This is a genomic window from Sphingobium sp. LSP13-1-1.1, from assembly GCF_040676415.1.
Taxonomy (GTDB): domain Bacteria; phylum Pseudomonadota; class Alphaproteobacteria; order Sphingomonadales; family Sphingomonadaceae; genus Sphingobium.
In genome coordinates this window covers 19,946-42,752 of the sequence record NZ_JBEGHU010000010.1, presented here as the reverse complement: position 1 = coordinate 42,752, position 22,807 = coordinate 19,946, and the positions used below count along the sequence as shown (strand labels likewise).

At 60.6% G+C, this 22,807-nt stretch carries 19 protein-coding genes; 8 read left to right on the top strand and 11 right to left on the bottom strand.

Annotation, left to right across the window (positions count from 1 at the left end):
- Window positions 1–37: 37 nt before the first annotated feature.
- The 11 genes from MRBLSP13_RS07160 to MRBLSP13_RS07110 all read right to left on the bottom strand — a co-directional run bounded on the left by MRBLSP13_RS07160 (window position 38) and on the right by MRBLSP13_RS07110 (window position 14,203).
- Window positions 38–1,366 (bottom strand): McrC family protein, encoded by a 1,329-nt coding sequence (locus tag MRBLSP13_RS07160; RefSeq protein WP_363753672.1) that lies wholly within the window; start codon window positions 1,364–1,366, stop codon window positions 38–40.
- The gene (locus tag MRBLSP13_RS07155; protein WP_363753670.1) at window positions 1,363–2,109 is read right to left on the bottom strand and encodes a PGN_0703 family putative restriction endonuclease; all 747 of its coding nucleotides are present in this window, start codon (window positions 2,107–2,109) and stop codon (window positions 1,363–1,365) included. Before MRBLSP13_RS07155 ends, MRBLSP13_RS07160 begins: the two co-directional genes overlap by 4 nt.
- Window positions 2,106–4,325 carry an AAA family ATPase gene (locus MRBLSP13_RS07150; RefSeq protein WP_363753668.1) on the bottom strand — a complete coding sequence of 740 codons (2,220 nt, stop codon included), beginning with the start codon at window positions 4,323–4,325 and terminating at the stop codon, window positions 2,106–2,108. The genes MRBLSP13_RS07155 and MRBLSP13_RS07150 overlap by 4 nt, the downstream gene beginning before the upstream one ends.
- A complete protein-coding gene (locus MRBLSP13_RS07145; RefSeq protein WP_363753666.1) occupies window positions 4,312–4,455 on the bottom strand; it encodes a hypothetical protein in 144 nt (47 codons plus the stop codon). The genes MRBLSP13_RS07150 and MRBLSP13_RS07145 overlap by 14 nt, the downstream gene beginning before the upstream one ends.
- Window positions 4,448–7,480, bottom strand: a complete 3,033-nt coding sequence (locus MRBLSP13_RS07140; protein ID WP_363753664.1) for a type I restriction endonuclease subunit R — start codon at window positions 7,478–7,480, stop codon at window positions 4,448–4,450. Before MRBLSP13_RS07140 ends, MRBLSP13_RS07145 begins: the two co-directional genes overlap by 8 nt.
- A 5-nt stretch (window positions 7,481–7,485) precedes the next feature.
- Window positions 7,486–8,106 carry a hypothetical protein gene (locus tag MRBLSP13_RS07135; protein WP_363753662.1) on the bottom strand — a complete coding sequence of 207 codons (621 nt, stop codon included), beginning with the start codon at window positions 8,104–8,106 and terminating at the stop codon, window positions 7,486–7,488.
- The gene (locus MRBLSP13_RS07130) at window positions 8,103–9,425 is read right to left on the bottom strand and encodes an AAA family ATPase (RefSeq protein ID WP_363753660.1); all 1,323 of its coding nucleotides are present in this window, start codon (window positions 9,423–9,425) and stop codon (window positions 8,103–8,105) included. Before MRBLSP13_RS07130 ends, MRBLSP13_RS07135 begins: the two co-directional genes overlap by 4 nt.
- A complete protein-coding gene (locus MRBLSP13_RS07125) occupies window positions 9,422–10,657 on the bottom strand; it encodes a restriction endonuclease subunit S (protein ID WP_363753658.1) in 1,236 nt (411 codons plus the stop codon). The genes MRBLSP13_RS07130 and MRBLSP13_RS07125 overlap by 4 nt, the downstream gene beginning before the upstream one ends.
- Window positions 10,654–12,663: a type I restriction-modification system subunit M gene (locus tag MRBLSP13_RS07120; RefSeq protein ID WP_363753656.1), complete on the bottom strand. Its 2,010-nt coding sequence runs from the start codon at window positions 12,661–12,663 to the stop codon at window positions 10,654–10,656. The genes MRBLSP13_RS07125 and MRBLSP13_RS07120 overlap by 4 nt, the downstream gene beginning before the upstream one ends.
- Window positions 12,663–12,893, bottom strand: a complete 231-nt coding sequence (locus tag MRBLSP13_RS07115) for a type II toxin-antitoxin system prevent-host-death family antitoxin (protein ID WP_363753654.1) — start codon at window positions 12,891–12,893, stop codon at window positions 12,663–12,665. Before MRBLSP13_RS07115 ends, MRBLSP13_RS07120 begins: the two co-directional genes overlap by 1 nt.
- Before the next feature lie 122 nt (window positions 12,894–13,015).
- A complete protein-coding gene (locus MRBLSP13_RS07110; protein ID WP_363753652.1) occupies window positions 13,016–14,203 on the bottom strand; it encodes a Fic family protein in 1,188 nt (395 codons plus the stop codon).
- A 219-nt stretch (window positions 14,204–14,422) separates the two neighbouring features.
- On the opposite strand from MRBLSP13_RS07110, the gene MRBLSP13_RS07105 reads away from it, so the two are divergent.
- From MRBLSP13_RS07105 to trbJ, 8 genes are all read left to right on the top strand, one after another.
- Window positions 14,423–15,328 (top strand): HEPN domain-containing protein, encoded by a 906-nt coding sequence (locus MRBLSP13_RS07105; protein WP_363753650.1) that lies wholly within the window; start codon window positions 14,423–14,425, stop codon window positions 15,326–15,328.
- A 161-nt stretch (window positions 15,329–15,489) separates the two neighbouring features.
- Window positions 15,490–17,514 (top strand): conjugal transfer protein TraG, encoded by a 2,025-nt coding sequence (locus tag MRBLSP13_RS07100; RefSeq protein ID WP_363753648.1) that lies wholly within the window; start codon window positions 15,490–15,492, stop codon window positions 17,512–17,514.
- Between the two features lie 7 nt (window positions 17,515–17,521).
- A complete protein-coding gene (locus MRBLSP13_RS07095) occupies window positions 17,522–17,926 on the top strand; it encodes a CopG family transcriptional regulator (protein WP_363753646.1) in 405 nt (134 codons plus the stop codon).
- Window positions 17,926–18,918 (top strand): P-type conjugative transfer ATPase TrbB, encoded by a 993-nt coding sequence (gene trbB, locus MRBLSP13_RS07090; RefSeq protein WP_363753644.1) that lies wholly within the window; start codon window positions 17,926–17,928, stop codon window positions 18,916–18,918. The genes MRBLSP13_RS07095 and trbB overlap by 1 nt, the downstream gene beginning before the upstream one ends.
- 1 nt (window position 18,919) lies before the next feature.
- Window positions 18,920–19,255: a TrbC/VirB2 family protein gene (locus MRBLSP13_RS07085; RefSeq protein WP_363753642.1), complete on the top strand. Its 336-nt coding sequence runs from the start codon at window positions 18,920–18,922 to the stop codon at window positions 19,253–19,255.
- Window positions 19,252–19,527, top strand: a complete 276-nt coding sequence (locus MRBLSP13_RS07080) for a VirB3 family type IV secretion system protein (protein ID WP_363737666.1) — start codon at window positions 19,252–19,254, stop codon at window positions 19,525–19,527. The genes MRBLSP13_RS07085 and MRBLSP13_RS07080 overlap by 4 nt, the downstream gene beginning before the upstream one ends.
- On the top strand, window positions 19,521–21,998 hold the full coding sequence (gene trbE, locus MRBLSP13_RS07075) for a conjugal transfer protein TrbE (protein ID WP_363753639.1): 2,478 nt from the start codon (window positions 19,521–19,523) through the stop codon (window positions 21,996–21,998). The genes MRBLSP13_RS07080 and trbE overlap by 7 nt, the downstream gene beginning before the upstream one ends.
- Window positions 21,995–22,750 (top strand): P-type conjugative transfer protein TrbJ, encoded by a 756-nt coding sequence (gene trbJ / locus MRBLSP13_RS07070; protein WP_363753637.1) that lies wholly within the window; start codon window positions 21,995–21,997, stop codon window positions 22,748–22,750. Before trbE ends, trbJ begins: the two co-directional genes overlap by 4 nt.
- Window positions 22,751–22,807: the final 57 nt, after the last annotated feature.

The following is a 22,807-nucleotide window of genomic DNA, read 5'->3' as shown; positions in this document are numbered from 1 at the left end:
AGAAAGCCGTGGAGTGTACCCAAAATGCGTCGTATGATTACACGGCTGTTGGTGTGTGTAGAAACTTGGCTTGAAAAATGAGCTCCCTTAGTCGCTGAGTGATAGCGGCCTCCCCGTACAAGAGATCGACGCTAGCTATCCGCAGCCGTTCATTGCCCTCCATCATGCTATAACCGACATCCTGTGCCTCGGCTCCAAGACCGGCATGATGGGGGTATAGCAAGATCACCTGGCGGCACCGATACAGCCGGGCATAGGCCATCATCTGATAAACGTCGGATTGGGAAACGCCGCGCTTCTTGTCTTCAGGGTTTCGGACAATCAGCTTCCATTTGGTATCGATCACCATCTGGACCTGATTATTCCGCTTGATCAGAATGTCCGGTGTCGTCTGGAAGCGTGGTCTGCCGCTTTCGCCCTCCTCCATCAGACAATAGCGCAATCCACCCTGCGAATGGACGGTTAGATTGCTCCCCTGCATAGCCTTGCGCGCCAGAGCGGCAATATACTCCTCGAATAGATCGTTCATGGCGAACAGCAATGTGATCCCCTGACTCGCCTTGGCATCGTGGTTGGTGCGCTGCCATTCGCGTTTCAGGAACAGCTTCGCCAGTTGGTAGAGGCTTTCCCAGCGACGATTTGTCCGATCGATGCGCACCTGCGCCCAGGGTAGGGCACCGACAGCCACATCGCTCACATCCGCGAGGATGAAACGGAGTTCGTCCAGACGCCGCTGCGTTTCCAGCGCGCGCGCGTGACGGCGCAGCAGCACGACACAGGCCTTCATGATCCGCAGCAAGGGGGTGTCCGGAATCAGGGTGTCGAAGCGGCAGGCAAGCCGGTCGGGTCGCACGGCGTGATGGGTGAATTGGCGAATGACATCGAGCCGCCCTCGCAGTGCTGCTAGATCGTCTTCCTGCGCCATATAGCCGCGGGGCAAGCCGCGCCGCGCCTCGGCCAGCAGACGATCAGCAAACAGGCGGATCAGAATGTCGAGCAGGGTTTCCTTCTGGCGAGCCATGGCCAAGGCCTGCCCATCGCCCAGTTTGAGCCCCAGCGCGACATTGAGCATGGCAACTAGCCGAGCACGGATTGTCTCGTCGCTTTCGTCCGTAGCGATGTCGATCTTGGGCAGAATCTCCAGACTGCAACCCGGTGCGGCAATCACGCCGACAACTTGTTGCGCTCCTAATTCGCTGTAGAGGTCAACAAGGATGTTGGTCCCGGACTGGTTGGCCAGTGCGTGCGACCGCGCAGCCCGAAGCAGAGCATTGGCTTCGGTGCGAGTGAAGGTCCCCATGGGCGCGGGGCCGGTGACATTATGAACGAGCGTGCGCCCCCATTCGTGAACAGTCAGATGTGTCACGGATGGAACCGGGCAATGACCCGGTCAGCATGGCCGGACAACACTGGCGGAAATGTTGCCAGCCATTCGCGCCACGAACAAGCAGCAAAGCGGACCGTTGAACCAGCCACGCTTTGGGCAAAGCTGGCGATCTCGCACCGATGGTCGGCAAAGGCTTCAGCTGGAATGACGCGACCTTCAGTGGGCTCGGCGTAAAGGTACAGCAGGATCGGCTGCTTCCCTCGCCGATGCGCTTCGGTCACAAGACCATAGCCGTGCTTGACCAGCTGCGCGGCGTCGAGGTGACGAAACGCGGAAGGCTCCGTTAGAAGCCGGTCCCGCAGGGTGCACCATGGCTCCATGCCATCATCCCATCGGTGTGACGCATATTTAGGCGAGAGCTTTGCTAGCTTGGTATCGCGGAACGGCTCGTACCGTTTCGATTCCACTCCGATCAGGTGCGTTGCAGTTTCCACGGCGGCATCGAGCCAGGGATGGCGACCACCTGACCAAGGGAAGCGCATCTGACGCTCGATTCCGACGTACAGAGACGGCCAATCGAGGTCAGAAAGGCATGGAAACGCAGGCAAGGAGGCGGGATCTTCCAGAAAGAAGCCGAACCCGTTGACTGCAAGTGCCGAACTGCTTTGCGGGCTACTGAATTTGCCCGAGGCCAGTTCCTGCCCCGCTGCCGCGCCGAGCGCGGCAGCAACCCGATCGACAGGCACGCCAGGGAGGAGATGGCTGGCCAGCTCGCCGATCACTCGCCAGGTTCCTCCGCCACCTTCACGACCTTGCCGGTCAATTGGTCGAATGCGTCGGCGCTGAACGGTGTGAGCACCGACCAGCTTGATACCCGGTCGCCTTCGATGCCCGGTGGCGGATCAAGCTTGTCTTCCCGAATGAACCCGTCACCTAGCACCGCATGAATCCGGCTCCAGTCCTCGAAGAAGTATTCCTGCAACAAGGGGATGATCTTGTCGCGCATGGCGGCGCGCACCTGCTCGGCTGTCTCGCAGCCGATGAGAAATGCATGTCCGATGCGATGTTCCCGGTCGATCAGATACTCGATGCGCTGATTGATCGTCGTCAGCACGGCCTTGAGATCGATACCCTCGACGAGGCCGAGCAAATCGGGTTTCGGAGCCATTTCGCGGAACTGGAACCGGCGTCGCAAGGCGGTATCGAGCAGAGCGATCGAGCGGTCCGCCGTGTTCATCGTACCGATGATGTGGAGGTTGGCGGGCACGGAGAACTGCCGCTTGGAATACGGCAACGTCACCGACAGCGCATTATCCATGCCCGCCCGCTTGTCAGATTCCAGCAGTGTGATGAGTTCGCCGAACACCTTCGATACATTGGCGCGGTTGATTTCGTCGATGATCAGTACGTGCGGCAATGGATCGCCTTCGGCCCCTTCGCTACCGGCATCTGAGATAAGCCGGGCAATAAGGGAGCGATTAAGTTCCACGTCCTTGAGCCGATAAAGCGCTTTCTGGATGAACTTTGGAGGATACAACTCGCTGACGTCCAGCCCATTTTTGTCTCGCCAAAGCCATCGAACTTTTCTGCGGTGACAGTATCGGCCATCGGGCCGGGGCGCATATTCGTATTCGCCTTCGACAATCCCAATTGCTCGAAACCGATGATTGCCTTTGGCGACAACCAGCATATCGCCGATTTCCAGCTGGTTGCGGAATACATCCGGCGATTGTACCACACCCTTGTTGGGGGTGACATCGTCATCAGGAAAACGCCTTTTCATCTCAGAGAATATCTCTTCTCGATCCGAAAAGCGGGGGTTGGTCCAGTCGATGTCACGAAAGCCGAACAGTGCGTAATTGTTCTTGAGGGACTCCGTAAAAACGAAATCGGACGCTGAGTCAGCAACGTCCCCAAGCGACATTTTGTAGACCGCTCTATCGGCGATATTCAAAGGCTCACTTCCGACCGCGAGACCGCCAGTTTCTGCGCGTTCTGCGATCAGCCGGAATAGTCCTGGCTCTGGTTGCAGATGGAAGCCAACGGATTTCCCATCGCTGTTCCCGATGGGCACAGGGCGCAGGCTCTCGACGAAATCTTCGTAGCCATAGTTCTGGTGAAAGGTGACGAAGGCGATCCGCTTGTCGGCAACGAGCTCATTATACCGCGCCATCAGCGCAGCACGGTCCTCCTTGGTTTCAGGATAACTGGCGATACCATCGCACAACTTCACCGCTTCCAGGGCAGTGCGGTAGGTCTTACCGGTGCCTGGCGGGCCATACAGAATAAGATTCGTGGGCAGGGTAGAACCTTGCGATTCCGCCGGATGGTGGGGGCGAGCGGGCAGATTTTGCGGAAGTCCCGTTTGTTCGATAATTTTGAAGCCCAATGAGGAAAGCTTCTTACGCGCGGTTGTCCCGTTGCACTCGTCATTGCTGAGCGCCGCACCTTGATCAAGAAATCTATGCGCGACACCGAATACAGCTTTGGACGGATAGGATTTTGCACCGCGTTCTGCCCAATAGCGCAGATTGTTCCAGCTATAACCGTACTCGTCCATGAATGCGTCGACGCCCATTGTATCGCATTCGTCCATGGCCGCTTCGACGTCAGATCTTTGTATCCCGCTCATGTTGGCTACGTCCTCCTGACCGTCGCCCTCGTAGTTCGGATCAGCACCGTCTAGAAATTTGCCATACATGCCGACCGCTTGGCGCGTATTGGCAACCTGTAAATGCGGGTCGGCCGATTGCGGGGCGATGGCCTTTGCCGCGGCTTCATTAGTGCGCCAGTCGGAGCGCAGCCGGGCTAGGGCCTGCAAAAGGCTATCCCAATGTCCAGCCCTGTGAACGTCGTCGAGAGTGGCCTCCTCGAAACCAAGCTCGCTTAATGCTCGCTCTGCAGCTTTGACCCATCCGACACGATTGCCGACAGTCTTGAGCGGCTTCCCTTGGTAAAGCCGCCGACCCAGCCATTCCTTGAACTCAACGTCGCGCATAGCCATCCTGCTGCATGATACGAATTTCTGCGGTGATGATTTGCTTCGCGCGCGCAACATTGCAGAGCTCAAAAGGCTGAGCATCGCAATGCGCTGACGAATTCTGATCCACCTTCACGCAGTTATTCATGTGATCTCCGCAGCTTGGCGTAAGCCTCAGTCGCAAGCCAGTTGGTGACAAGACCTTGGAAGGCCTTGTCATTCATGAACCGTGCGAAGATCTCTTCATTCTGATCCATGCGCTCAACAAACAGCGCTTCAAGCAAATTCTTGAACAACAGTTCGAACTTTTCGCCAGGGTTAGCAATGGCGGCTTGCCGCAAATTGGCGTCCGCCATCGCGGCCTCAACGATCTGATCGAAGAACAACTGGTCGGCGTTGTTGAAATCAGTGCCGAAGCGGTCGTTCACGACATCAATCAGCCGGGATAGGGGCACCTCCTCCTCACGTGCCACCTTCGAGCCGACAGAGGATGGCCCGTCGAGCTTATTGGCAGTCCCCTCGGAGAGGCTTATTGAACCTTCACTAACCTTTTGAAGGCGATAGTAATCGAGCCGGACTTCGTCGTCGAACTGATAGGAAGGGCCACCTCCCTTCTTTGGTAGCTTAGCGGCCAGATGGCGCAGGAAGACATACAACTTTTCCAGATCAGAATCCTGATATGGAATGATCTGGCTCAGGAAGCTGTAGAGACTGCCAAACGCTAAGATCTTTCCGCGCAACACCTCAGCTTCGGCCGGATCAGTTTTCGCAAGATCCGAGAAATTTGACACTGGCCGATCAATAATGGCATTCATCTTCTGGTGATCGGCTGGACTCTGTTTCAATTTCGGCTTGAAGTATGCCTCTGAAAAAAAGTCGATATCGCTCAGGGCGTAAATGCCGCTCGAATCCAGTTCGCCTTTGATCTGATACATTCGGCTCGGATCTACTTCCTCGCCGATTTCTGCGCCTTCGTAGTAGGTCTTGAAGGCCTCCTGGATCTCGGTCCGGTCGTTCACGAAATCGAGAATGAACGTATCTTCCTTGAAGGGGTGAGTGCGGTTGAGTCGGGATAGGGTCTGGACAGCCTGTATGCCTGACAGACGCCTATCGACATACATCGTGTGGAGAAGCGGTTGGTCAAATCCGGTCTGATACTTCTCCGCGACTAGAAGAACCTGATATTCCGACGTAGCGAAGACGTCCGGCAGCTCTTTTTCACGGACGCCAAGATTCATCGCCTCCTCGGTGTACGTGACATCGTGAAGCTTGTCGTCGGCCACCGAACCAGAGAATGCGACAAGCGATTTGATCGCATACCCCTTCGCCTTGATGTAGGCGTCAAAGCTCTGCTTGTACCGCACTGCTTCCAGCCGCGAACCGGTAACGACCATCGCTTTGGCGCGGCCCCCAACCTTGTGCTGGGTGGCTGCATGGAAGTGCTCGACCATTACCTCCGTCTTTTGGGCGATATTGTGCGGATGCAGCTTCAGGAAGCGCGCCAGCGCCAGCGCCGCCATTTTCCTGACGACATTCGGATCGTCGTCACTGGCCTTCAACAGCCGGAAATAGGTGGCATAAGTAGTGTAATGCTTGAGGACGTCGAGGATGAAACCTTCCTCGATAGCTTGGCGCATTGTGTAGCGGTGGGCCGGTTTGCCGCCATTTCCAAACACCGCTAATGTCTTGTGCTTCGGGGTCGCGGTGAACGCAAAGAAGCTGATATTTGCCTGGCGGCCACGCTTTGCCATGCTGCGAAACAGCTCGTCTTCGCCCACGCTGTCGTTCTCCGCCATATAGCCCTGGGCCTCTTCGCGCAGCCGCTGCCCACCGAGGACTTCCTTCAGGTCCGTCGCCGCTTCACCACCCTGTGAGCTGTGCGCCTCATCGATGATGACCGCAAAATTCCGGGTCTTGAGCACCCCGTCACCATCGTCCCCGCGCTCCTCGGCCAGCCGGATCAGTTGGCGCGAAACGAACGGAAACTTCTGCAAGGTCGTGATGATGATCGGCACGGAGCTTTCCAGAGCTTCCGCCAGCTGCCGGGAATTGTCGTCGATCTTCTGCACCACCCCGTGCTTGTGCTCGAACTGGTAGATCGTGTTCTGCAACTGCTTGTCGAGCACCACGCGATCGGTGATGACAATGACGCTGTCGAATACGCGATCATTGGCGCTGTCATGCAGCGACGCGAGTCGGTGAGTCAGCCAGCCGATAGTGTTGCTCTTGCCGCTGCCCGCCGAATGCTCGATCAGATAATTGTGGCCTGGGCCTTCGGACTTCGCCCGTGCGACAAGATCGCGGACAGCCTCAAGCTGATGGTAGCGGGGGAAGATCAGGGTTTCCTTCTTGACCTTCCGGCCCGCGTCGTCGCGTTTTTCTTCCACCTGCAAATGGATGAACCGGGCCAGCAGATCGAGCAGGCTGTCGCGCTGAAGCACTTCTTCCCACAGGTAGGCTGTCCGATAGCTCCGGCCCTTCGGGTCAGGAGGATTGCCTGCGCCTCCATCATTCCCGCGGTTGAAGGGCAGGAAGTGAGTGGCTGGTCCGGCCAATCGCGTTGTCATGAAGACCGCATCGGTATCTACGGCGAAATGCGCGAGGATCCGCCGCTTGAACTCAAAAATTGGCTCGCGCGGATCGCGGTCGCGGCGGTACTGGCGAATGGCATCTTCAACGGTCGATCCCGTCATGGCGTTTTTCAGTTCGACGGAGATCACCGGAATGCCGTTGACGCTCAGCACCAGGTCGAGCTCATTGTCGTTGCTCAGCGAGTAGCGAAGCTGACGTGTGACGCTGACAACGTTGGCGGCATATCGTGCCTCCAGCTCTGCGTTCAGATCGTGCGCCGCCTTGAACGTGGCTACGCGCAACGTCTTGCCATAGCACTTGAAGCCGTGCCGCAGTGTGGCGAGCGAGCCATTGGCATCTATCCACTTGACCAGGTCTGCCAGTACTTGCGCGCCAGTTCTCTCGCCGTGGAGCGCCTCAAGCGCCTTCCATTCCTTCGGCTGGGTGGTCCGGATGAAATCGAGCACAGCGTTGGGGAAGATGGCGGATGCACGGTCGAATTTTTCCGATGTAATCGAGGCATAGCCATTCGCCAGCAAGACACCCGCGACGACGATCTCGAACGCTTCTTCGGTATGGCGGGCGGGCTTTACCTGGGTCATGCGTCCTACTTTCGTTTCAAATACCAGACTGCGACTGGACTGAATGGTTCAAGTTCTCCGACGCCATTATCATATTTTGCGACTTTAGCCTTAAGTTGCGCCTTATTTGGCTTCGCTATTTGCCACCATTTTAGCACCGCTTCGAGTGCACTTTTTCTACTGTTCTTGAGGATCGAAATGTTTAGCCCAAGCACAGTATCCAACTCGCTATCGAACTGCGGGTCATCAGAACGGATCTCGCCGTTGTTCTGATATCGTATACGCGCTTCTATAGCATGGGCTGGTGTCGCGGGGTTCCACATCAGGGATTGGTTGCCCTTTCGCGTATCGCAATGCTGTTGGTCAGGCCTTCCGCCCTCACCGCCTTTGCAGGCACCAAGCAGATTGCTGAACGTCAATTGCAAATGCTGGGTCGCCGGGTCCGATTGGCTTTGCCAATGCTCAATTTTCATCTTCTGGCGGTCGACCACTATGCGTGACATACAATAGCAGCACAGACCGCGCTGTTCAGCGACAAGGGCAACGCGCAGCGCATCTTTGCCCGCATAGTTTTGATAAGAACTGTGTGCTGTTACACGATGCTGGGTCAGGCAGGCGGGTTCATTGCCCTTCGTGATGGCCCTCATTCGCTGCCCTCATCGAGGAAATCGAGCAGGAGACGAGCGCGGGTGATTTCGGGATCGCTTTCGCCGATCTCCTTCGCCAGCGCGTCGATGACATTGCGCGCTTCCGCTTCCTTCTCCTCGCCAATGAGCTTGGCAATCTTTGTCAGCTTGTCCTCAACCCCGGCATTCCTTGGCTTGGTGCTCATCAGCTCTTCAAGAACCCGGCTGGAGTCTACGCCAAAAGAGTGCGGCGGCACGAACACGTTGTCGCCATCGATCATCTGAATCTGCTCGTGGGGCACTTCGCCAATCACTTGCGGCGAATGCGTTGTGGCGATGAACTGGCAGTTGGGGAATGTCCGCGTCAGGTCACCAACGATCTTGCGCTGCCATTGCGGGTGCAGGTGGAGATCGATCTCGTCGATGAGAATCACAGCTTCCGCTTCAGCGATGGGGTCGGTCAGCCGCGGATTTGCCTGTGTCAATCGCTTGGCGATGTCCAACATCAGCACCAGCACGCTACGCTCGCCGTCGGACAATTGCCTCAGTTGAAGAGTCGTTCCTTCGTGATCGATTAGTAACTGGGACGGTCCCACCTTGCTTGGGCGTAAATTCTCAAAGCCGGGCAGCAATCGGTGAACGGCGTCTTCGACAACATCCACCAACCGCCGCGATGCGTCCCGCTCAACCGCCAAGGCCTGCTGCGCGCGTAGCCAGTCCGCTAGTTGCACGACACTTAGGTCGCGGACGCCCAAAGCGCGCACATAGGCCGCACCGGCGCCCTGGGCTGCCGCAGAACTGCTCTCTTTTCGCCCACTCAACTGGGTGCGGGCCGTCGAGAAATAGATTACGAGGGGAGCACTAACGCTCAACGCAGCCAAGCCCTGAAGGTGCTGCTCGGGTGGATAGAAGACCGTTGGACTTGGTGTATCCAAGGTCTCCGCCAAGTCGCGAATCAGATTGCGAGGACGATCGCCCAAGCGTTCAGATTCCAGGATTTCCCGCCGAAGCTTTTCCAGGTTTTCGGCATTGTCGAATGCTCTTGGCTCCCGCCATTCGCGCAGAGAAAAGCGACAAGGCTCGTTATCGATCGTGAAGTGCAAAGTCGCGTCGGCGATGGGTGAGTTGTCGTGAATATCGTCGACCGTGAACCCGAATGACCGGGACGGGCCTTTTCTGAGCGCAGGGAGGATGTGCGACGCACAAGTACGGATTGCATCCAGCACGGTGCTCTTGCCCGCGCCGTTAATGCCGGCGATCAGGTTGAACTGAGGGTTGAATTTGAACTCTGCGAATTCGAACGACCGCAGGTTGAATAGCGCCAGACCCGTAATCTTCATGCGTCCTCCGGAATATCTATCTGGCCGGTGACGGCGGCGGTGATCAGGGCGCTGCGGCGTTCTTTCAGCAAGGCGATGGAGCGTTCGGTGGCCGTTGCCAGCTTGTCGATTTTCGCGCGCTCCTCAGCAATGCGGGAGACGATCTGCTCCTGTTCGTCAAGCGGTGGCACGGGCCAGAAAGTTTCGAAGAAGCCCTCCGGGTAAAGGCGTAGGCGGGATGACCAGACGCCCTTGGAGTATCGCGTCACTTCCTGTGCGAACACAGGGATGCGGACCAGTGCGTCGACATAGGCGGGCAGCAAACGTTGGCCAGGTGTGTAGATGTTGTAGGCGGGACTGACGATACCATCGACCGGGGCCGTGCCCATCGCGCCCATCCATGCCCAAAGTGTGTTGATGACGAGGTCGCCGGTGAAGCACAGCTTGTACCCTGCGGTCGTCTCTGCCTCGAACATGTTGACGTCTTTTTCGGACCGGGGCGTGACGCCGGTAATGTGGGAGACGGTCAGCATTTCCTCTTCGCCGGTTTCCGAACGCTCATCACGTTCGTTGAACAGCCAGCGGGACCGCTCAATTTCCCAATGGGCCGGAATGTCGCCGAGCCAGTCGATGCCGGAGGGACGCAAGGGGGCGGAGCGGTCCAGCCCGCGCATCACTGCCTCTGCCACCAGCGTCCGCCGCTTTTCGGCCAATAGGCCCAGCAGCTTCTGTTTGGCCTCGATCAGGGTATCGATTTGCGCGGTATTTTCGTTCAAAAATCCGGCAATCGAGTTTTGAACATCGATAGGAGGATGCGGAACGCGTAAGGACTTCAGATCGTCCGTACTTAGCTCCATGAATGTCGAACCACGGCCCAGGATCTGCAAATAGGCGGAATGCGCACTGATCCAGTGGAAATAAAATTGGGGGTCAACGCCTGATCCTGGCTCAAGCAAGAAGCACCCTTGATTGGAGCAGAGTTCGACCTCTGCGACAGCGATTTGTCCGATGGGTGCGCGTTTGGTAAGAACGATAGTTTCAGGCGGCGATAATCGCGCGCTGCAACTACTCAAACCCTCATCTGTGATGCGGCGTTTAGTACCGAATATTTTCCCTTCTTTCGCCGCACTTACGTCCTCAGGCGTTACCCAAAAAATATCGCCGTCCCAGTAGTCGGGATTGCCACTCTCCGGCGTTGCACCGCTTCCGATTGAAAAGAGATGACGAATGGCGATTTTCGCAAACGCGCTCACTCTGTCACCTCCCGCAACAGGCGTAGGATTTCCTCTTCCGCCTGCTTCAGCTCGGCATCGATCACTGCCAACGGACGGGGCGGGGTGAACTTGTAGAAGTGGCGGTTGAAGTTGATTTCATAGCCGATCTTGTCCTTGGTCCGATCCATCCATGCATCGGGAACATGGGGCAGCACTTCGCGCGCGAAAAAGGCGTCGATATCGACCTTGAGCGGGATGTTCTCGAAATCGCGCAGATCGGGATCGGGCTCGAAGCCTTTGCCCTTGCGCACCTTTTCGGCGGCAGGGTCCTTGGTGGTGAACACGCTGCGGAACAGCTTTTCGTCCGCCGCACGCCATTTTGATCCGCGCTTCTTCAGAATACGCTCGATGGATTTTGACACGGCATTCCAATCCATCAACAGGTCGCGGCCAAGGTCCTTGTCGATCGCCTGGATGTCGTCGAGCAGGTGCGGTGCGGCATCGAGGAAGCGTGCCTTGTCCTCCACTGTCATCTGATAGCGCAGCCGCAAGGGCCGTTCGACCGTGACCCGGGTGTAGCCAAAGTCGTCATTGTCGAAGATCTTTGAATATTCGCTTTGGGCGAACTGGCCATAGCGGCGAACGATGTCGGCAATCTGATCCGGCTCTTCCGGACGGTCATCGCCCTCCAACGTGGGGCCTTCGCCGATCTTGCGCCGCTTGTCACCCTGGCTGCGGCGCATTGGGATCCAGGTGTCGCGCGCGTCGACCAGGTGAATCTTGCCCTTGCGAGGCTTCGCCTTCCGGTTGGTGACGATCCAGATGTAGGTGCCAATGCCGGTGTTGTAGAACATCTGTTCAGGCAGGGCGATAATCGCCTCCAGCATGTCCTCTTTGACGATCCACTTGCGGATGTTGCTTTCCCCGCCGCCAGCGCCGCCGGTGAACAATGGCGAACCGCTGAAGACGATGGCCGCGCGGGAACCGTATTTCTGTTTGGAAGGAGCATAGTCTTCGAACTTCGAGATCATGTGCTGCAGGAACAGCAATGACCCATCGTTCACACGCGGCAGCCCGGCATGAAAGCGGCCGGACTTGCCGCGCTCGTGCTCAGCCACGATTTCCTTCTGCTGCTTCTTCCAATCCACACCAAAAGGCGGATTAGCTATGAAGTAATCGAACCGGTTCTTGCCCTCATCCGCGAACTTGTCGTCGGTAAAGGTATCACCGAACTGAATGTTCTCGCCGTGCCCATTGTGGTCCACCTGCTTCATCAGCATGTCTGACGCGGCGGTGGCGAAGGCGCGCTTGTTGTAATCCTGGCCATAGACATACAACTTCGCAGGCGAATTGTGCCGCCGCATATAGGCCTGCGCCTCAGCTAGCATTCCCCCCGTGCCGCACGCCGGATCGAGGATGGTGCGGACAGCGCCTTCCTTCACGAACAGGTCGTCATCATCATAGAACAGCAGGTCGACCATGAGCGTGATGACCTCGCGCGGCGTGAAGTGGTCACCAGCCGTTTCGTTTGCCAGCTCGTTAAAGCGCCGGATTAGGTTTTCAAAGAGCAGCCCCATCTGGTCATTTTTGACCTTGTTGGGGTGGAGGTCGACGTTTGCGAACTCCTTGACGATTAGGAACAGGATGCCTGCTTCGTCCATCCGCTCGATTTCGTTGGTGAACTCAAAGTAGTCGAAGATCTTCCGGACATTCGCAGAAAACCCGTCGATGTAGCTTTGAAGATGCTGACGAAGGTCGTTGGGATCGCCCAGCAGCTTCTTGAAGTCGTATGGCGCACGGTTGTGGAAGCGATGGCCAGCCACCTGGTTCAATTTGCTATCGAGCGCACCGCCCTGAATCTTGCTGCCCTCGCGGCGTTTGGCCTCGGCAACCACCGCATCTTTCGTATCGGACAGCACGCAATCGAAACGACGCAGGACCACCAGCGGCAGCATCACGCGTTCATACTGCGGCGGGCGATAGGGGCCGCGCAGCAGGTTGGCGATTTCCCAGATTAGGTTGGCAAGGTCAGTGTGCGTGGCCATCAGGCGTTCGTTCCGTTCTTATCCCTCTGAGCTGACAGCCGCTCATATTCCTCCACCGATAGAACCACGACGACCGGTCTGCCGTACTTGTCGATAGACACAGGTGCGGCCCGGGCCAAATCGATCAGCCGACCAAAGCCGTTCTTGGCGTCGCGCGCCGACATGTGCTGCATGGACCCCTCCAGAGTTGGAGCTACTTTAGCCATAATGGGTTGATAGGCAATGCGCATTTCCACAGTGCACGGACATGGCCTTGCGCCAAGCGACGCAGGCCACCCGTGATTTTAGCCATCGTGATCAAAGCGCTGAAATCTGTTCGACGTAGCCATTCCGGATCGTCAGGGCTAAGCTGTCACCCCATCTTTCGCGAGGGCAAGGGCTCCGTACCCTCGCTGAGGATCGCAAGATATCTGCGGTAGCTGAAAACGCGGCCACGTCGCCTGCCCGTGATTTCCTCAACCACCCCCAAGCGTTCAAGGTCGGCTAGCGCCGCGTTGACCGTCGGCGCCGATAAGCCAGTCCGGTCAACCAGTTGGTTTGCATTGAGAAACGGGTTCTGCTGGAAAAGGTCATGAACTCTCAGGGCCGAGCCGGTACGATCACTTTCGGTCGTTATGCGGTCGCGATCCTCCTTGAACAGGTCAACGATGCGGGTGGCAGCGTCAAATGCCTGGTTGGCGGTATCGGCCACGCCGGCGAGGAAGAAATCGAGCCAAGCCTCCCAGGCTCCCCGTTCGCGGACCTCCTGCAGCAGCCGGTAATAATCATTCCGATGGGTCTTCAGATACAGGCTGAGGTAGAGCAGCGGCTTGCGCAGCACGGCGTTGACGCACAGGTACAATGTCACCAACAGCCTGCCGATGCGGCCGTTGCCGTCGAGGAATGGGTGGATCGTCTCGAACTGGACGTGAAGTAGGCCCGCCTTGATGAGCGCCGGCAGGCGAGACTCCTCCTCGTGCATGAAGTGCTCGAGGGCGTCGAGGCAGCCATCAAGTTCCGTGGTTGGAGGCGGGACGAACAGCGCATTGCCGGGGCGGGTGCCGCCAATCCAGTTCTGCGACCGGCGGAATTCGCCGGGGCTTTTGGTGCCACCTTGGCCGCTTTGCAGCAGGCGCCCGTGCATCTCGCGGATCAGACGAAGCGAGAGCGGTATTTCCTCTAGCCGTTCGAGGCCGTGCATCATGGAATCGACGTAGTTGGAGACCTCGCGGATATCGTCGATCGGCTGACTGGCCTGCACTTCGGTTTCAAAGCGAAGCAGGTCGGAGAGTGTCGATTGCGTGCCTTCGATCTGAGATGACAGCACCGCTTCCTTCCTCACGTACATGTAGAGGAAGAGTTCCTGACGCGGCAGCAGCATGGTGATGCCGTCGAGGCGGCCCAGGGCACGCTCCGCAAGGCTGAGCCGGTCGAGCAGCGCCAGCACGTCGATCGGTGGCTCGGGCGGGAGCGGCGGCGGTACGAATGCCCTGACCATCTCCCCGGCGACGAGGGTCTCCACGAAACGGCCCAGCCGCGGATTCGGTTCTGGCTCAGCCATGAGCGCCAATATGCATGGCGCGCCTTATTAAAGCAATCACCACTTCACTTAATTAGCAAATGCGCTAAGATAAGCAGGCTTAAATAAGGGAGGCAGCAAGGTGCGCGATCATCCGGAACACACGCGGGATAGCGTTGGTGCGTGACGCGCGATCATCGGCGCACCCGTCGATGTGGTCAAGGCTTGCCAACTTCATGGTCTGCCGCGAGAATCCCCTGCGTGCGAAGTGATATCGATCATCTGCCCCCGGTCCAGCAAAGCGAACTGGACCGCGTGAAGCAAACGCTCATGGGCGAATTTGCCGATGCGATCGCGCGCGCAAACCAGCCGTGGAAGAAGAACGGCAAGATCCTCAAGATCATCCTGTTCGGCAGCTATGCCCGGACCGACTGGGTGGATGAGCCGGAGAACGGCTACCAGTCGGATTTCGACCTGCTCGTCATCGTCAGCCACCCGGACCTCACTGACATTGCCGATTACTGGTATGTCGCCGAGGACAAAATTCTGCATGACAGCACGATCGCGCGCCCCGTCAACATCATCGTCCACACGCTGGACGATGTGAACCAGGCGTTGAGCCGGGGTGAGTATTTCTGGACTGATATCGCCCGTGACGGGATCGTGCTCTACGAATTGCCGGGCAGCGCGCTCGCCATGCCGAATCCGCTTACGGCGGCCGATGGGTATGAGATGGCGTCGGCATATTTTCAAGATTGGCTGGCAAAGGTCGATAGCGGTATCAAGCTTGCAGCATTCGCAACGCAGGAAGGCGAGCAAAAGGACGCAGCTTTTCTGCTGCATCAAACAACAGAACGCGCCTATATCTGCTTCCTGCTGGTCCGGACCCTATATTTCCCCCGTTCGCACAATATCAAGTTCCTGCGTTCGCTTGCCGAGGACAGTGAACCACGGTTGATCGAGGCTTGGCCCCGCGCCACACGGATCGACCGCCGCCGGTTCGAGCTGCTGAAGCGCGCTTATGTCGAGGCCCGCTATTCGGCGAGCTATGAGATCGGCAATGCCGATCTCGACGCCCTGTCGCAGTCGGTCCATGACCTGCGTGACATCGTCGAAACCGTTTCGCGCGAACGCCTCGAAACACTGAAGGCTGACGCCGGCCTCTAACCGCCAGGCACCCACTCCCTGATAGCCTTCCGTTCCGGCATCTGACCGGAACAAGCCGCCCCGAGCCCATCTGCGCCCATCAGCACCGTTCAATTTTCGGGGCCTGTCACCGAGGCTGAAACCGCCCGAACCGGTCCTGTCCGGCGGGCGGGAGCCTCGACGTGACACCCACCAAACTGCTCATCGGCCAGATCAACGTTGTCTTCGCCATCGTCCTGCTGGGCATCTGGGCGGCGACACAATGGGCAGCAGCTATGCTGGCCTATCAGCCCGAATTGGGTGCGCCCTGGTTCCGGCTCGATGGCCTGCCGGTCTATCATCCCTGGGCGCTGTTCCCCTGGTGGTATCACTATGACGCCTATGCCCCGCATGTCTTCGACCGGGCGGGCATGCTCGCCGGCGCCAGCGGCTTCATTGGCTGCGCGGCGGCGATCTTCGGGTCGCTGTGGCGTGCGCGCCAGTCGAACAATGTCACCACATACGGCTCCGCCCGCTGGGCAAGCCGCCGCGAAATCGTGCGCGCCGGCCTACATCGCGATCATGGCGTCATGCTCGGCACGCTCTGCGGCCGCTATCTGCGACATGACGGCCCCGAGCATGTCATGGCGTTCGCGCCGACCCGATCGGGCAAGGGCGTGGGCCTCGTCGTCCCCACCTTGCTCTCCTGGACCGGCTCGGCGGTCATTCACGACATCAAGGGCGAGAACTGGACGCTGACCGCCGGATGGCGCGCGCGCTTCTCGCACTGTCTGCTATTCAACCCCACCGACGCCGCCTCGGCGCACTACAATCCGCTGCTCGAAGTCCGGCGCGGCGTAAACGAAGTGCGCGACGTCCAGAATATAGCCGACATCCTCGTTGATCCCGAGGGCGCACTCGAACGCCGCAATCATTGGGAAAAGACCAGCCATTCGCTGCTGGTCGGCGCGATCCTTCACATTCTCTATGCCGAGGAAGAGAAGACGCTCGCGCGGGTCGCGACCTTCCTGTCCGACCCGCAGCGCAGCTTCGTCGCCACGCTGCGCCGGATGATGACCACCAATCATCTCGGCGATGACAAGGATCCCAAGGTCCACCCGGTCGTTGCCTCGGCCGCGCGCGAGCTGCTCAACAAGAGCGAGAACGAGCGCTCGGGCGTGCTGTCGACCGCGATGTCATTCCTCGGCCTCTATCGCGACCCGACCGTCGTCGAAGTCACCTCGCGCTGCGACTGGCGGATCGCCGACTTGATCGAGGCCAAGCAGCCTTTGTCGCTCTATCTCGTCATCCCGCCATCGGACATCAGCCGTACCAAACCGCTGGTCCGGCTCGTGCTCAACCAGATCGGCCGCCGCCTGACCGAGCGGCTGGACCAGCCCGGCACATCCCCGCGCCGTCACCAACTGCTGATGATGCTCGACGAGTTTCCCGCGCTGGGCCGCCTCGACTTCTTCGAGACCAGCCTTGCCTTCATGGCCGGCTACGGCATCCGCGCCTTCCTGATCGCCCAGAGCCTCAACCAGATCGAGAAGGCTTATGGCGAGCACAACGCCATTCTCGACAATTGCCATGTCCGCGTCGCCTTCGCGACCAACGACGAGCGCACCGCCAAGCGCATTTCCGATGCGCTCGGCACCGCGACCGAGCAGCGCGCGATGCGCAACTATGCCGGCCATCGCCTCGCGCCCTGGCTTGCCCATGTCATGGTCAGCCGCCAGGAGACTGCCCGCCAGCTCCTGACGCCCGGCGAGGTAATGCAGCTCTCGCCCGACGAGGAGATCGTGCTCGTGTCGGGGCTTGCACCGATCCGCGCGCGCAAGCTGCGCTATTTCAGCGATCACAATTTCACCGCACGTGTTGCGCCTGCACCGAAGCTGACTCAGGGCCGCTATGCCGATTGCCCCAAGCCGCGCGGCGATGACTGGTCCGACCAAGTGCGCGGCATCGATGTCCGGCTGCATCAGGCCGACGATGCCGTGGGCGGTGAGGACGATGGCGGCATGCAACAGCAGCGTCATCCCGGCCTTCCCGAGCAATCAGGCAAGAGCGTCGACGCCGCCGAAACGCGCGATCCCCAGCTCGTTCCGGACGACGACAATGTCGCGGCCGACAAACGCGCCATGGACCAGGCACAGGGCCTGAGCGCCGTTGCCCGCGGTTATGCGATCAACGAGGGCGCCCACCGCGACCTCGTGCCCGGCATGTGAGGCGGCGATGAAGGTCCGCCAGAACCTCTATCTCGATCGCGAGATCGGCGACGCGCTCGAAGCGCTCTCCGCCGGCAATCGCGGCAACAAGAGCCACTTGGTCAACGACGCGCTCCGCGACTGGCTGGCGCGCCGGGGCACAAAGGAAATCGACGATCTTCTGAAGGTCCGCCTCGACCGGCTGTCGCGCGAACTCGACGGCGCTCGCCGTGACATCGACGTGCTACTGGAAAGTCTGTCGCTGTTCGTCCGCTACCAGCTGATGGTGACGGCGCCGCTGCCGGAGGCCGATGCCGCAGGCGGCGCCATCGGGCGCGACCGCTTCGAATCTTTCGTCGCCCAAGTCGGCCGCCAGATCGCGGCAGGCACGCGCACGCTGGCGCCGCCCGAACCAAAGGGAGGCAAGTCGTGATGCCCGCCGGGTCCGACACGGTATCTGCCGACCGTCGCCGCGCCATGCTGCGCACCGCGATGGGGCCGGCAATCGCTGCCGCGCTCTCCGATCCGCGCGTCATCGAAATTATGGTCAATCCCGACGGCGCGCTGCGCGTCGATATTCTCGGCGAAGGCCGGGTCGATACCGATGTGAAGCTCGATGCACCCCAGGTCGAGCGGATCATCCGACTGGTGGCGTCGCATGCCCGTACCGAGGTCCATGGCGACAAGCCCATCGTCTCGGCCGAACTGCCGCCGCATGGACAAGGCGCCGGCGAACGCTTCGAAGGCATTCTGCCGCCGGTTTCGACAGCGCCATGCTTCTCGATCCGGAAGCCCGCGGCGCGGGTCTACACGCTCATGGACTATGTCGCCGACGGCATCATGCCGGCGGAGACCGCGCGCATGCTTTCTCTCGCGGTGCTCGATCGCCGGAACATCCTGATCGCCGGCGGGACCAGCTCGGGCAAGACCACGCTCGCCAATGCGCTGCTCGCCGAGATGGCGCATCTCGACGAGCGGGTCATCCTGATCGAGGACACCCGCGAACTGCAGTCGCCCGCCCGCGACACGGTGGCGCTGCGGACGCGGGCCGGTGCTGTCACGATGGGCGACCTGGTGCGCTCGACGCTGCGGCTTCGGCCTGACCGCATCATCGTTGGCGAGGTCCGCGGCGGCGAGGCACTCGACATGCTCAAGGCCTGGAACACCGGCCATCCCGGCGGAATCGCGACCGTCCACGCCAACAGCGCGTCTTCTGCGCTCTACCGGATCGAACAACTCATCCAGGAAGCCGTCGTCACCGTACCGCGCCGCCTGGTCGCCGAGGCGATCAACCTGATCGTCTTCATCGCTGGCCGCGGCACCGCGCGACGCATCGAAACGATCGCCTGCGTCGCGGGCCTCGACCCCGATGGCGGCTACGCCGTCGTCGATCTCTCCCCAACCCCTGACAACACAGGAGACTGACATGCGCATCTTTCCCATTCCCAATCGTGACCGCTTTTTCCTGACCGGTCTGGCGCTTGGCCTTTCGCTCATCCTGACCGGCACGGCCCAGGCCAGCGGTTCCGGCATGCCATGGGAGCAGCCGCTCCAGCAGGTGCTGGAATCCGTGCAGGGACCCGTCGCCAAGATCGTCGCGGTGATCATCATCATAACGACTGGCCTGACGCTGGCGTTCGGCGAGACGGCGGGCGGGTTTCGTCGGCTGATCCAGATCGTCTTCGGCCTGTCGATCGCCTTCGCCGCGTCGAGCTTCTTCCTGTCCTTTTTCAGCTTCGGCGGCGGGGCGCTCGTCGCGTGAGTCACATCGACAACGGTCATGTTGCTGGCTTCGAGGCGCCGATCCACGCCAGTCTGGGCTTGCCGATCCTGCTCGGTGGCGCACCACGCGGCATAGCGATCGTCAACGGCACGATCGCCGCCGCAGTCGGTCTCGGCCTCCAGCAATGGCTGGTCGGCATCGCGCTCTGGGCAGTCGGCCACAGCATCGCGGTGTTCGCCGCCCGCCGCGATCCCGATTTCGCGCCCGTGCTGCTCCGCCACCTGCGCCAGAAGGGATATCTGGCATGTTGAACCTCGCTGAATACCGGTCGCGGGCCGACCGCCTCGCCGATCATCTTCCCTGGGCCGCGCTGGTGGCGCCCGGCGTCGTCCTCAACAAGGATGGCAGTTTCCAGCGCAGCTTTGCCTTTCGCGGTCCCGATCTCGAAAGCGCGACCGAGGCCGAACTCGTGTCGGCCTGCGCGCGCGCCAACAATGTGCTGAAGCGCCTCGGCACGGGTTGGGCGCTGTTCTTCGAAGCAGAACGGCGCGGCAGCCAGGGCTACCCCGACGGCGCCTTTCCCGATGCCGCATCCTGGCTGGTCGATCAGGAACGGCGTGCCGGGTTCGAAGCCGAAGGCCAGCATTTCGAGAGCATCTATCACGGTACCCTGACATGGCTGCCGCCCGCCGACAGCAGCGATGCTGCCGGACGGAGCCTGGTCGAGCGGCCCGATGATGCGCAGGGCCGCGACTGGCGCGCAAGCCTTGCCGGCTTCATCGCCGAAACTGATCGCATCCTCGACCTTCTCTCCGGCTTCATGGCCGAAGTCCGGGCACTCGAGGATGCCGAGACGCTGACCTATCTCCACAGCACGATTTCCGATCGCAGCCATTCGGTGGCGGCACCCGAGACGCCAATCTATCTCGATGCGCTGCTCGCCGACACGCCGCTCGTCGGCGGGCTCGAGCCGAGGCTCGGCCGAACCCATCTGCGCACCTTGACCGTGCTGGGCTTCCCGAACCTGAGCCGGCCGGGAATCCTCGACGCGCTCAACCACCAGGATTTCGGCTATCGCTGGGTCACCCGCTTCATCGCGCTCGACAAGCAGGACGCGACCAAGGCGCTGACCAGGATCAGGCGGCAATGGTTCAACAAGCGCAAGTCGATCGCCGCGCTGCTGCGCGAGGTGATGTACAACCAGCCAGTCCAGCTCCTCGATACCGACGCGGACAACAAGGTGGTCGACGCCGATCTCGCGCTGCAGGCGCTCGGGGCAGACATGCTCGCCTTCGGCTATCTGACCACCACGATCACCGTCGCCGATACCGACCGGACGCGGGTGGAAGACAAGGTCCGCGCGGTCGAGCGGATCGTCAACGGCCTCGGCTTCACCTGCGTTCGCGAGAGCCTGAACGCGGTCGAGGCCTGGCTGTCCTCGCTCCCCGGCCAAGCCTATGCAAACGTCCGCCAGCCGCTGGTCCATACGCTGAACCTCGCCCATCTCATGCCGCTGTCTGCGGTCTGGGCGGGGCCGCCGGAGAACCGTCACCTCGGGGCGCCTCCGCTGCTCCATGCGCAGACCAGCGGATCGACCCCGTTCCGCCTGTCGACCCATGTCGGCGATGTCGGACACATGCTCGTCGTCGGGCCGACAGGCGCCGGCAAGTCGGTTCTGCTCGCACTGATCGCGCTGCAGTTCCGGCGTTACGCCCGCTCGCAGGTTTATGTCTTCGACAAGGGCTTCTCGGCGCGCGCGGCGGTGCTGGCGATGGGCGGCGCGCACCATGCCCTCGGGCTCGGCGCGGAGGGCGGCCCTAACGGCGAGGATGCCCTGGCGTTCCAGCCGCTGCGCCGGATCGACGATGCCGGCGAACTCAGCTGGGCGGCGGAATGGATTGCGGCGCTGCTGGCGCATGAAAAGGTCGTGGTCACGCCCGAGGTCAAGGACGCCGTCTGGTCGGCGCTGAACAGCCTCGCATCGGCGCCCCCGCAGGAGCGCACGCTCACCGGGCTCGCCATGCTGCTCCAGTCGAACGCGCTTCGCACCGCGTTGACGGCCTATACGCTCGAGGGACCCTATGGTCGCCTGCTCGACGCGGCCGAGCAGCATCTCGCGCTGGCCGATGTCCAGTGCTTCGAGACCGAGGCGCTGATGGGGCAATCCGGGGTAGTCGCCCAGGTGCTGACCTATCTCTTCCACCGGCTCGAGGAACGCTTCGACGGGCGGCCAACGCTGCTGGTGCTCGACGAGGCCTGGATCTTCCTCGACCATCCGCTCTTTGCCGCCCGCATCCGCGAATGGCTGAAGACGCTGCGCAAGAAGAACGTGGCGGTGCTCTTCGCGACGCAGAGCCTCGCCGACATTGCCGACAGCAGCATCGCGCCGGCCATCATCGAAAGCTGCCCGCAGCGCATATTGCTCCCGAACGACCGCGCCATCGAGCCGCAGTCGCACGCCGCCTACGAGCGCTTCGGTCTCAACGACCGGCAGATCGAACTGGTCAGCCGCGCCACCCCCAAGCGGCATTACTATCTGCAATCGGCGCGCGGCCATCGCCTGTTCGAACTCGGCCTGGGTCCGATCGCGCTGGCGCTCTGCGGCACCTCCGATCCCGCCAGCCAGAAGCGGATTGACGGCATTCTCGCCGAGCACGGCGCGGACGGCTTCGCCGGTCACTTCCTGCGCTCCGCCGATCTCGCCTGGGCGGCCGACCTCATCGGCGAGTTTCCCGGCGCCGCCCGATCCACCGCTCCCCAACCTCCAGCCCCCGGAGAATGACCATGACCAGAACGCTGCCCTTCAAGAAGCCCCTCATCGCCGGAGTGCTCGGCTGTGCCGTCACCGGCGCGCTCACCCTCGCCACGCTGGCGATGAGCGACCCTGCCCACGCGATCGTCGTCTTCGATCCGTCGAACTACAGCCAGAACATCCTTACTGCCGCGCGCACGCTCGAGCAGATCAACAACCAGATCCACATGCTGCAGAACCAGGCGCAGGGCCTCATCAATCAGGCGAAGAACCTGACTACGATCAGCTTTCCCGAGTTGCAGGCGCTCAAGCAGACCATGCAACAGATCGACCAGCTGATGGGCCAGGCGCAGGGCATCCAGTTCAAGGTCGCAAGCCTCGACCAGCAGTTCCGCTCGCTCTACCCCGACAGCTTCGCGCAAAGCCTGACCACCAGCCAGCAGGTGCAAAGCGCCCGGGCGCGGATGGATACCGCGCGCGCGGCCTTCGAACAGACCATGACCGTGCAGGCGCAGGTCGTCGAGAATATCGCCGCCGACCAGGCGGTGCTGACCGGCATCGTGGCGCGGAGCCAGAGTGCCGAAGGCGCGCTGCAGGCCAGCCAGGCGACCAACCAGCTCCTCGCACTCGTCGCCAAGCAGCAGTTCCAGATCCAGACGCTGATGGCGGCGCAATACCGCGCCGAGGCGATCGAACGGGCGAACCAGTCCCAATCGCGCACCGACGCCCAGAGCGCTTCGGCGAAATTCCTCGGGTCCGGCAGCGCCTACACCCCCCAGTAGGCTCGGCCGACCAGGGCGGCGGCGATCCCCGCGCCTCTGTCGCCGCCGTCGCCGCGG

Excerpts from the sequence above, each read along its gene's own strand:
- MRBLSP13_RS07140 (WP_363753664.1), bottom strand. The coding sequence starts at position 7,480 with ATGACCCAGGTAAAGCCCGCCCGCCATACCGAAGAAGCGTTCGAGATC.
- MRBLSP13_RS07135 (WP_363753662.1), bottom strand. The coding sequence starts at position 8,106 with ATGAGGGCCATCACGAAGGGCAATGAACCCGCCTGCCTGACCCAGCAT.
- trbB (WP_363753644.1), top strand. The coding sequence starts at position 17,926 with ATGCCCGCCGGGTCCGACACGGTATCTGCCGACCGTCGCCGCGCCATG.
- MRBLSP13_RS07115 (WP_363753654.1), bottom strand. The coding sequence starts at position 12,893 with ATGCGCATTGCCTATCAACCCATTATGGCTAAAGTAGCTCCAACTCTG.
- MRBLSP13_RS07150 (WP_363753668.1), bottom strand. The coding sequence starts at position 4,325 with ATGCGCGACGTTGAGTTCAAGGAATGGCTGGGTCGGCGGCTTTACCAA.
- MRBLSP13_RS07110 (WP_363753652.1), bottom strand. The coding sequence starts at position 14,203 with ATGGCTGAGCCAGAACCGAATCCGCGGCTGGGCCGTTTCGTGGAGACC.
- MRBLSP13_RS07120 (WP_363753656.1), bottom strand. The coding sequence starts at position 12,663 with ATGGCCACGCACACTGACCTTGCCAACCTAATCTGGGAAATCGCCAAC.
- MRBLSP13_RS07085 (WP_363753642.1), top strand. The coding sequence starts at position 18,920 with ATGCGCATCTTTCCCATTCCCAATCGTGACCGCTTTTTCCTGACCGGT.
- trbJ (WP_363753637.1), top strand. The coding sequence starts at position 21,995 with ATGACCATGACCAGAACGCTGCCCTTCAAGAAGCCCCTCATCGCCGGA.
- MRBLSP13_RS07130 (WP_363753660.1), bottom strand. The coding sequence starts at position 9,425 with ATGAAGATTACGGGTCTGGCGCTATTCAACCTGCGGTCGTTCGAATTC.
- trbE (WP_363753639.1), top strand. The coding sequence starts at position 19,521 with ATGTTGAACCTCGCTGAATACCGGTCGCGGGCCGACCGCCTCGCCGAT.
- MRBLSP13_RS07145 (WP_363753666.1), bottom strand. The coding sequence starts at position 4,455 with ATGAATAACTGCGTGAAGGTGGATCAGAATTCGTCAGCGCATTGCGAT.
- MRBLSP13_RS07095 (WP_363753646.1), top strand. The coding sequence starts at position 17,522 with ATGAAGGTCCGCCAGAACCTCTATCTCGATCGCGAGATCGGCGACGCG.